The following is an 8,658-nucleotide window of genomic DNA, read 5'->3' as shown; positions in this document are numbered from 1 at the left end:
CCAGGAGGCATTGCTATGTCCGAAGAAGATCGCGGCAAACATCTTGGCCGCATGGATAACGGAATTACTGATTGCGGGCTGATTGTCATGTCCCGCTGGGATCAACCTGACTGGGACGACAACAAGGAGGATCGAGACAGATTTATTAGAGAACTGCGCAGTCGAGGGTTTAGCCATAAGAAGCTTGACCGTTATGAGAACGACCCTATGCCGCAGTGGGTAGGCGAATCTGAGTGCGGAAATGATGACTGCCAGTGCCACAAATGGATAAACAAAGCTTAGGGAGGAACACCCATGGGCGCATTACCAAAGATTGAAATTACAGAAGACGTGCATGACAAGGTATCTGAAGAGAAAATGGCAGCCCTTCTTGGGATCACCAAGAAAGCGCTTCAGCGGAGGCGTGAGCGAGGAACAATACCTGCTGACGTTTGGATAAAGATGAACAGTCGGATCATCTACAGCTTGCGGAGATATGATGAATGGCTAGAAAGCAGATGGAGTTGCCGCGAGGTGTCGAGTTCGTCGGTGAAAAAATCAGAATCCGGTTCCAGTGGAACAAGCGGCGGTGCTGCGAAACGCTCCCCTACCCTCAAACCGCGAAAGGGATCGCGGCAGCAGCAGGTTTACGTATTCAGGTAGTCCAACTGGATAAGCTTGGTGTCCTTACCCCAGAAAAGTACCTTGAGCTATTTCCTAACTCACGTCAGACACCCACGACAGAGGTGCCTACCTTCTTCGAGTACGCTCAGGGATGGCTGGATAGTCTTCAGATAGTGGAAGGCACCCGGAAGAATTACCGATCTACGCTTCAGACCTATTGGGCAGACTGCCTCGCCCCGAAGCGCATGGACGAGATAACGCCTGCCTACCTTCGAAAAGTTACAACTGAAATCAACTGGCCGTCCCCTTCCAGGCGCAAGGCGGCGGTCATGTTGATCACCAGTATATTCAATCAGGCACTCAAGGAAGAGGTCATCCTCCGCAACCCGGCTTTATCCATCCCAGCTACGCGAGTACCAAAGCGTGACGTGGATCCATTCACCCGGGAAGAAGCCGACCTGATCATATCGAAGCTATACGAGATCACTGCCGGCCTTCAGCAGATATACGCCTGTTTCTTCGAATTTGCTTTCTACACCGGCATGCGCCCGGGCGAGACAATGGCCCTGCGCTGGAACGAGATAGATTTCAGGAAGAAAACCGCCAGGGTATGCCGCATTCAGTCACTCGGTCAGATCCGCGAGAGGACAAAAACGAAGGTCACTCGGGAAGTTCTATTGAACGATCGCGCACTTCAGGCACTCGAACGAGCCAGGACTTTAACTTTCGCACGCTCCGATTATGTGTTCGCACCGGAGGGAAGTGGCGACAGAGCGAGCCTGTACATACGGTCCGAGACTGGACCGAAGCGGTATTGGTTGAGTGCCCTGCGTAAATTGGGCATTAGGGAGAGGCGGACTTATGACACTCGCCACACCTACGCAACCATGTGTTTGATGGCTGGAATGAACCCGGCCTTTATCGCTGCCCAGCTTGGGCATAGTGTGCAAGTTCTGCTTTCGACCTACGCGAAATGGATCAGCTCATCGTCCGATTGGACCGAGCTGGAGAAGCTGGAGAAAGCACAAAATGGTACAGAATTGGTACAAGCAAAACTGCGATAGCGTCAAATCCCAGATTTTATGCGGGGTGCAAGGCTAATGTGTGGAATTGCTGGAGAATTACGTTTCGATAATCGTCCTGTCACCCTGGCCACGCTGGAACGGGTCACCCATCGCCTCGCTCAACGCGGCCCCGACGCCTGGGGCTTTCATAGCCAAGGCCCTGTTGCGCTAGGCCACCGACGCCTGAAAATCATGGATCTGGCAGAAGCCTCTGGTCAGCCCATGATTGACTCGGACACGGGCCTGTCGATGGTTTTCAACGGCGCCATCTACAACTACCCAGAGCTACGCAGCGAGCTGGAGGCCAAGGGTTATCGCTTCCATTCTGGCGGCGATACCGAAATTCTGCTCAAGGCCTATCACGCCTGGGGCAAGGAGATGCTGCCCAAACTCAACGGCATGTTCGTCTTCGCTATTTGGGATCGCGATAAGCAGCAAATGTTCATTGCACGCGATCGCCTAGGCATCAAGCCCTTGTACCTGAGTCAGACCAATGAACGCCTGCGCTTTGCTTCAAGCCTGCCCGCCCTGCTTGAAGCAGATGATATCGATACCTCTCTCGATCCCGTCGCGCTGAACTACTACCTCAACTTCCATGCTGTTGTACCAGCGCCCCGCACCATCCTGAACGGCGTAAAAAAGATGCCGCCAGCCACCTGGATGGTCATTGACGCCAACGGCAAAACCGAACAGCAAACCTGGTGGACGCTGAATTACGGCCCAACTGCCGATGAAGCCAACTACACCATGGAAGACTGGAGCGGCGAAGTCCTGAACAGCTTGCGCGATGCTGTCTCGATTCGACAGCGGGCAGCCCGCGATGTAGGTGTGCTGCTGTCTGGCGGTGTGGACTCAAGCCTGCTGGTCGGCTTGCTGCACGAGTCCGGGGTACGCGATCTGCTGACCTTCTCCATCGGGTTTGAAGATGCAGGTGGAGAGCGTGGGGATGAGTTTCAGTATTCAGACCTGATCGCTCAGCGCTACGGTACACGGCATCACAGGCTGCGCATCAACGAATCTGAAATCATTGAGCAATTGCCCGCCGCGTTCAGAGCCATGAGCGAGCCGATGGTAAGCCATGACTGTATCGCCTTCTACCTCCTGTCGCGTGAAGTGTCCAAGCATTGCAAGGTTGTACAGAGTGGCCAAGGTGCGGACGAGCTTTTTGCAGGCTACCACTGGTATCCACAGGTTGATGGTGCGGCAGATCCGTTTACAGCTTACCGAGCCGCTTTCTTCGATCGTGACTATGCTGAATACGCAGCTACTGTTCAGGACAGCCGCCGTCTGGATCACGACGCTGCAGGTGATTTCGTTCGTCAGCACTTTGCACAACCTGGCGCAGTAGCTGGCGTTGATAAGGCGCTACGCCTGGACAGCACTGTGATGCTGGTAGACGACCCGGTCAAACGAGTCGACAACATGACCATGGCATGGGGCCTGGAAGCGCGCGTTCCTTTCCTTGACTATAAGCTGGCGGAACTGTCTGCCCGTATTCCGGCGCAGTTCAAGCTGGGAGACGGCGGCAAACACGTCCTCAAGGAAGCAGCTCGCAAGGTGATTCCGGCAGAAGTCATTGACCGCCCCAAAGGCTATTTCCCGGTACCGGGCCTGAAGCATCTGCAAGGTAATACCCTGACCTGGGTACGTGAGTTGCTGCTTGATCCCAGCCAGGATCGCCAGCTATTCAATACTGCAGAAATCGATCGACTCCTGAAGAACCCTGACGACCAGATTACACCGCTACGGGGCTCCAAGCTCTGGCAGCTCGCCGCCCTTAATTTGTGGCTGAGTGAACATGGCCTATAAGTGTTGGAGTATTGCACGATGAAAGCCGCCTACTATAACAATCAGCGTCTTCAAAGGGCTCAGACGCCCAATTATGAGCGTCTACAGGCCCAGATGACTGGGGCTGAACGGGCCACGTGCCAATCCGTTTGCCTGCATTGCGGATGGGGTCGAATTCTAATCGGCCATACGTTCTCCGACGCATCGGTATTGGCTAAGGAACTTCTCAAGGAAGAGGCCGGCGAGCGAGACATCGCCCTATACGTGGCTGCGCCTCAGCAGGTACTGGCCTATGCACCGCAACAGCTTTTCCTGGATCCATCCGACACGTTGCGGCTGTGGTTCACCGACTATCGCCCCGCACATGCGCCCTTCCGCGGCTTTCGTATTCGCCGGGCCTTTAGCGAAAGCGACTGGAGCGAGATCAATCGTCTCTACCAGACGCGCCATATGCTGCCCGTGGATATCGAAAAACTCACGCCCCGACACAAGGGTGGGCCGGTCTACTGGCTGGCAGAAGATCAGGACACGGGCGCCATTATCGGCTCGGTCATGGGGCTGAACCACGCTAAGGCATTCAACGATCCTGAGGGTGGTTCAAGTCTCTGGTGTCTGGCCGTAGCGCCTGACTGCCCTCGCCCGGGCGTGGGAGAAGCTCTGGTTCGTCACCTGATTGAGCACTACGCCAGCCGCGGCCTGGCGTTCCTGGACCTGTCGGTCATGCATGACAATAGTCAAGCCAAGCGTCTTTACGACAAGCTGGGCTTTCGGGAACTCCAGACCTTTACCGTCAAGCGCAAGAACGCAATCAACCAGACCCTTTTCCTCGGCCCTGGCCCTGAAGCAGGGCTTAATCCCTATGCCAAGATCATCGTAGATGAGGCTCAACGCCGCGGGATCGATGTACAAGTAGATAATGCCCAGGCTGGTCTTTTTACCCTCATACAGGGGGGCCGCCGAATCCGCTGCCGCGAATCACTGTCGGACCTGACCAGCGCTGTCACCATGACACTTTGTCAGGATAAGACCCTCACAATCCGGACACTCAAGGAAGCAGGATTACGGGTTCCTGATCAGTGTCTAGCCAGTGAAGATGAAGAAAACGAAACCTTTCTTGCCAAGCACGGCGCCTTGGTTGTAAAGCCGGTCAACGGTGAGCAGGGCAAAGGCGTCGCCGTAGATGTACGTGATCCTGAGCACCTGAAAGCCGCGATTGCCCAAGCTCGTCGCTACGACGATAACGTGCTGCTCGAAAGCTACCATGCAGGTCTTGACCTGCGCATTGTTGTCATTGGTCATGAAGTCGTGGCGGCCGCTATACGGCGTCCTGCCGAGGTCATTGGTGACGGTCGTCGAAACATTCATGAGTTGATCGAACACCAGAGCCGCCGCCGCCAGGCAGCAACCGGAGGCGAAAGTCGGATACCTCTGGATGAAGAAACCGAGCGCGCGATCAAGTCTGCCGGCTACAGTTATGACACGGTCCTACCAGAAGGCACCCGCCTGTTTGTCCGCAAGACAGCAAATCTTCATACCGGGGGCACGCTGGAAGATGTTACCGATATTCTTCACCCTGAACTGGCGCAAGCCGCAGTAGCTGCTGCCAAGGCCTTGGATATTCCAGTGACAGGCATGGATCTATTGGTACCGGCTGCTGATCAAAGTGAATACGTAATCATTGAAGCCAATGAGCGGCCGGGCTTGGCCAACCATGAACCCCGCCCTACGGCGGAGCGCTTCATTGATCTGTTGTTTCCCCTGTCTCGAGAGGTGCCCGCTTGAATAAGCTGCCGACACCGGATCTGGATTATCTGCGCCGTGTCCTGCTGGAAATGCTCGCCATTCCAAGCCCGACAGGCTTTACAGACACAATCGTCATGTACGTGGCCGAGCGCTTGAGTGAAATCGGCATTCCCTACGAGCTGACACGACGAGGAACGATTCGTGCCACACTCAAAGGACGTAAGGAAAGCCCCGACCGAGCGGTTTCCGCTCACTTGGATACGATCGGTGCCATTGTCAGGGAAATCAAGGATAACGGCCGTCTGAGCCTGGCGGCGGTAGGCCATTGGTCCAGCCGTTTTGCCGAAGGAAGCCGGGTCAGCATCTTTACCGACAACGGAACCCTACGTGGCAGCGTACTACCTCTGCTCGCCTCTGGGCATGCCTTCAATACCGAAGTCGACAAGATGCCCGTCAGCTGGGATCACATCGAGCTACGCCTAGACGCTACCACCAAAAGCCGTTCAGAGACGGAATACCTGGGTGTACGCGTAGGAGACTTCGTAGCTTTTGATCCGTTACCGGAGTTCACGGAGAGCGGCTACATCAGTGCTCGTCACCTGGATGACAAGGCAGGTGTAGCCGCTCTGCTAACGGCGCTCAAGATGATTCAGGAAGCCGGGATCGTACCCCCCATAGACTGCCATCCTCTCTTTACCATCACGGAAGAAGTAGGGTCTGGCGCGGCGGGTGCATTGCCTTGGGATGTCAGTGAGTTTGTCGGTATCGATATCGCTCCGGTTGCTCCCGGGCAACAGTCCGATGAGCATCGGGTCAGTGTCGCCCTGCAGGACTCAAGCGGCCCTTACGATTATCACTTGTCACGCCATCTGCTGCGTATCGCAGAGCGAAACAGCATTCCGGTCAGGCGTGACCTGTTCCGCTACTACTACAGCGATGCCCACTCCGCTATCAACGCAGGGCATGACATCCGGATTGCGCTTCTGGCCTTTGGCTGTGATGCCACCCACGGCTATGAGCGGACGCACATTGTCAGTCTGGCAGCACTAAGCCAGCTCTTGGTGGGTTATATGACCAGCCCGCCCGTGTTCGATAGTGACGCAGCGCCAGCAGATAATTCCGTTGACCGCTTTACGCATCAGCTCGATTTGGAAGAGACGCATCAGGACAACCAGACGCATCTGCCTCACATCGAGGAATTAATCAAAGAGGGCGGGAAAACATAGGGACCGATAACGCCGCCCCGCTGGGCGGCGTCCTCTCGCCAACTGGCCAAGCTGTACGTTAGCATCGCTGCCCGCTTCAGGAACTGCCGCCATGCTCATACCCTACGACATGCTCAACCCCGATACGCTAGGCAACCTTCTCGAAGACTTTGTTACGCGAGAAGGAACGGATAACGGTGATGAAACACCTCTGGAGACGCGTGTAGCACGTGCACGTCGGGCGCTGGAAAATGGAGAAGCCGTTATTGTATTCGAGCCGGACAGCGGCCAGTGCCAGCTGATGCTCAGACGGGACGTTCCCAAGGAATGGCTAAACACTCCAGATGAAGAGGCACTTTCCTGACAGGCTTGAATATTCAGTGCACTGACAATTTCGGCCCTATTACTAACACCGCCACGCCCAGCAGACACAGTGCAGCCCCTGCCAGATCGGTCCAGGCGGGTCTGGTTTTTTCAACCAGGCCCAACCAGGCCAGCGATGCCACGATATAAATCCCACCGTAAGCAGCATAGGCTCTGCCAGCGTAAGCCGCCTCCACACGTGTAAGCACAAGCGCAAACAGGGTAAGCGATAAAAGCCCTGGGAGCAGCCACAGCGGACTCTTGCCCAGTCTTAGCCATAACCAGAATGTGTAGCAGCCGGCGATCTCAAAACAGGCAGCTAAGGCGAACCAGAAATAATTAAGCATGATATTTACACTTAGCCGTCCTGGCGGAACGGCAATGCGTCCGTAGCGGCCTGCGCATAACGCCTGATGCCTTCGCGCTCCTGATTTAGAAACTCGCTCACGGCCTCACGAAGCCCAGGGTGTACCAGATAGTGCCATGAATGGGTAAAAACCGGCTCAAATCCCCGAACCAGCTTGTGCTCTCCTTGCGCGCCCGCATCAAAGCGGGTCAGCCCTTCACTAATGGCATGATCAATCCCCTGATAGAAACATGTCTCAAAATGCAGCCGGTCAAACTCGGCCAGACAGCCCCAGTAACGTCCGTAAAGGGTCTTTTCATCGCACAGGTAAAATGCCATGGCCACGGGTCGGCTCTCCTGACGAGCCAACACAACGCGAATGGCCTCAGGCATGCGCTCAGCCAGTTCGCTGAAGAACTCACGGGTCAGGTAGGGATCCTGCCCTCTTACGGCGTACGTATTGGCATAACAGGCATAGACAAAATCCCACTCCTGCTCAGTAAGCGACCCGCCCTCTCGCCATTCAAAATCGATACCCTGCCCTGCAACTTGCTCACGCTCCTTGCGAAGCTGCTTGCGCTTACGTGACGCCAGCGCATCCAGGAAGTCCTGAAAATCCCGATACCCTCTGTTGTGCCAATGAAACTGACACCCAAGCCGTTCGAGCCAGCCTTCTTGATCAGTCAACAAGTGATCTGTCGCTTCGTTGGTAAAATTGACATGCAGACTCGAAAGTCCGCGGCCCTCCAGCTTGCTGGTCACTACATGCAGTAGCTCCTCACAAGCTGTACGCTCCCCTAGCAGACGAGCGCCTCCTACCGGGGAAAAGGGAACAGCGGCAAGAAGCTTCGGGTAATAATCAATACCCGCACGGTGGCAGGCATCAGCCCAGGCCCAATCAAATACGTACTCTCCATAGGAGTGGTACTTTATGTAGGCAGGCATGGCCGCTCTCAACGTACCCTCTAGATCACGCACAATATAGTGCGCAGGCTTCCAGCCTGTACGACGCCCTACGCTTCCACTGATCTCCAGAGCATGTAGAAATTCATGCCGCATAAACGGCTGGTTATCCGGTAACAGCGCATTCCACGCCTGCGCAGGCAGCTCGGACAGGTTATCTAGCCGCTCGATAATCACTGATATCCCCTGTTGATTCACTGGCCTATCGGGCAAGACCTGATTCGAATAGTGACCTATTGTTTAGTCTGCTTAAACAGGTTTATTCGTCAGTCAGCCTCGTACGGCTGATATGACCGCTAAAAGGACAAAATTGCAGGCGAAAAAAAACCGCCTATAAAGGCGGTTTTATAAAGATGGCGTCCCCTAGGGGACTCGAACCCCTGTTACCGCCGTGAAAGGGCGGTGTCCTAGGCCACTAGACGAAGGGGACAAAAACCTTCGATTGAAACCAGCACTTGCTGGCCCTAGAAATTTGGTGGAGCTAGACGGGATCGAACCGTCGGCCTCTTGCATGCCATGCAAGCGCTCTCCCAGCTGAGCTATAGCCCCGTAACACAGTGCCACTTTAAACAAGTAGCTATAT

At 55.2% G+C, this 8,658-nt stretch carries 8 protein-coding genes and 2 tRNA genes; 6 read left to right on the top strand and 4 right to left on the bottom strand.

Annotation, left to right across the window (positions count from 1 at the left end; genetic code table 11):
* The 6 genes from PLU01S_RS24535 to PLU01S_RS24510 form a co-directional block, all read left to right on the top strand.
* Positions 1-282: hypothetical protein (locus PLU01S_RS24535; protein ID WP_218019577.1), on the top strand; the 282-nt coding region annotated here is incomplete at its 5' end.
* A gap of 200 nt (positions 283-482) precedes the next feature.
* Entirely contained in the window at positions 483-1,667 is a 1,185-nt protein-coding gene (locus PLU01S_RS24530; RefSeq protein ID WP_074824426.1) for a site-specific integrase, read from the top strand.
* 36 nt (positions 1,668-1,703) lie between these two features.
* Entirely contained in the window at positions 1,704-3,476 is a 1,773-nt protein-coding gene (locus tag PLU01S_RS24525) for an N-acetylglutaminylglutamine amidotransferase (RefSeq protein ID WP_073449366.1), read from the top strand.
* Between the two features lie 18 nt (positions 3,477-3,494).
* The gene (gene ngg, locus PLU01S_RS24520; protein WP_019365321.1) at positions 3,495-5,237 is read left to right on the top strand and encodes an N-acetylglutaminylglutamine synthetase; all 1,743 of its coding nucleotides are present in this window, start codon (positions 3,495-3,497) and stop codon (positions 5,235-5,237) included.
* Positions 5,234-6,424, top strand: a complete 1,191-nt coding sequence (locus tag PLU01S_RS24515; RefSeq protein WP_010795101.1) for an osmoprotectant NAGGN system M42 family peptidase — start codon at positions 5,234-5,236, stop codon at positions 6,422-6,424. The genes ngg and PLU01S_RS24515 overlap by 4 nt, the downstream gene beginning before the upstream one ends.
* Positions 6,425-6,515: 91 nt before the next feature.
* On the top strand, positions 6,516-6,767 hold the full coding sequence (locus tag PLU01S_RS24510; RefSeq protein ID WP_019365322.1) for a YheU family protein: 252 nt from the start codon (positions 6,516-6,518) through the stop codon (positions 6,765-6,767).
* 13 nt (positions 6,768-6,780) lie between these two features.
* Here the strand turns inward: PLU01S_RS24510 and PLU01S_RS24505 are convergent, their stop codons facing one another.
* From PLU01S_RS24505 to PLU01S_RS24490, 4 genes are all read right to left on the bottom strand, one after another.
* Positions 6,781-7,113: a YnfA family protein gene (locus PLU01S_RS24505; RefSeq protein ID WP_073449370.1), complete on the bottom strand. Its 333-nt coding sequence runs from the start codon at positions 7,111-7,113 to the stop codon at positions 6,781-6,783.
* 11 nt (positions 7,114-7,124) lie between these two features.
* Positions 7,125-8,252, bottom strand: a complete 1,128-nt coding sequence (locus PLU01S_RS24500) for a GNAT family N-acetyltransferase (RefSeq protein ID WP_073449372.1) — start codon at positions 8,250-8,252, stop codon at positions 7,125-7,127.
* Positions 8,253-8,429: 177 nt separating this feature from the next.
* A tRNA-Glu gene (locus PLU01S_RS24495) sits at positions 8,430-8,505 on the bottom strand.
* 43 nt (positions 8,506-8,548) lie between these two features.
* Positions 8,549-8,624, bottom strand: a tRNA-Ala gene (locus PLU01S_RS24490).
* Positions 8,625-8,658: the final 34 nt, after the last annotated feature.

This window comes from Pseudomonas luteola NBRC 103146 (assembly GCF_002091675.1).
GTDB classification, from domain to species: domain Bacteria; phylum Pseudomonadota; class Gammaproteobacteria; order Pseudomonadales; family Pseudomonadaceae; genus Chryseomonas; species Chryseomonas luteola.
Note: the sequence above shows the minus strand (reverse complement) of the source record. Positions and strands in the feature narration are given on the sequence as shown.